The 430-nt window shown below is 66.0% G+C and carries 1 protein-coding gene; it reads left to right on the top strand.

The features are described 5' to 3' along the window. On the top strand, positions 1-430 hold a 430-nt coding region (gene betI, locus HFC70_RS26440), incomplete at both ends, for a transcriptional regulator BetI (RefSeq protein WP_168476304.1).

Here is a 430-nt window from a genome sequence, read left to right on the forward strand (position 1 = left end):
TTCAAGGACAAGAACGGCCTGCTGGAAGCCACGATGCGCTATCTGATCAGCCATCTGGGCGAGGCGGTGAAGTTGCGCTTGCAGGCGCTCACCGATAACAGCCCGGCGGCGCGGCTGCAGGCGATCGTCGCCGGCAACTTCGACGACAGCCAGATCAACAGCGCGGCGATGAAGACCTGGCTGGCCTTTTGGGCCAGCAGCCTGCACCAGCCGCAGCTCAACCGGCTGCAACAGGTGAACGGCCGCCGGCTTTATTCCAACCTGTGCGCCGAGTTTCGCCGCGTCATGCCGCAGCCGCAGGCGCGGTTGGCGGCCAAGGGGCTGGCGGCGCTGATCGATGGGCTGTGGCTGCGCAGCGCGCTGCGCGGTTCGGCGTTCAATCAGGCGCAGGCGCTGGCGCTCACGACCGAATACATCACGTTCCAACTCC

The sequence above is a fragment of the Agrobacterium sp. a22-2 genome (genome assembly GCF_012276985.1).
Taxonomy (GTDB): Bacteria; Pseudomonadota; Alphaproteobacteria; order Rhizobiales; family Rhizobiaceae; genus Allorhizobium.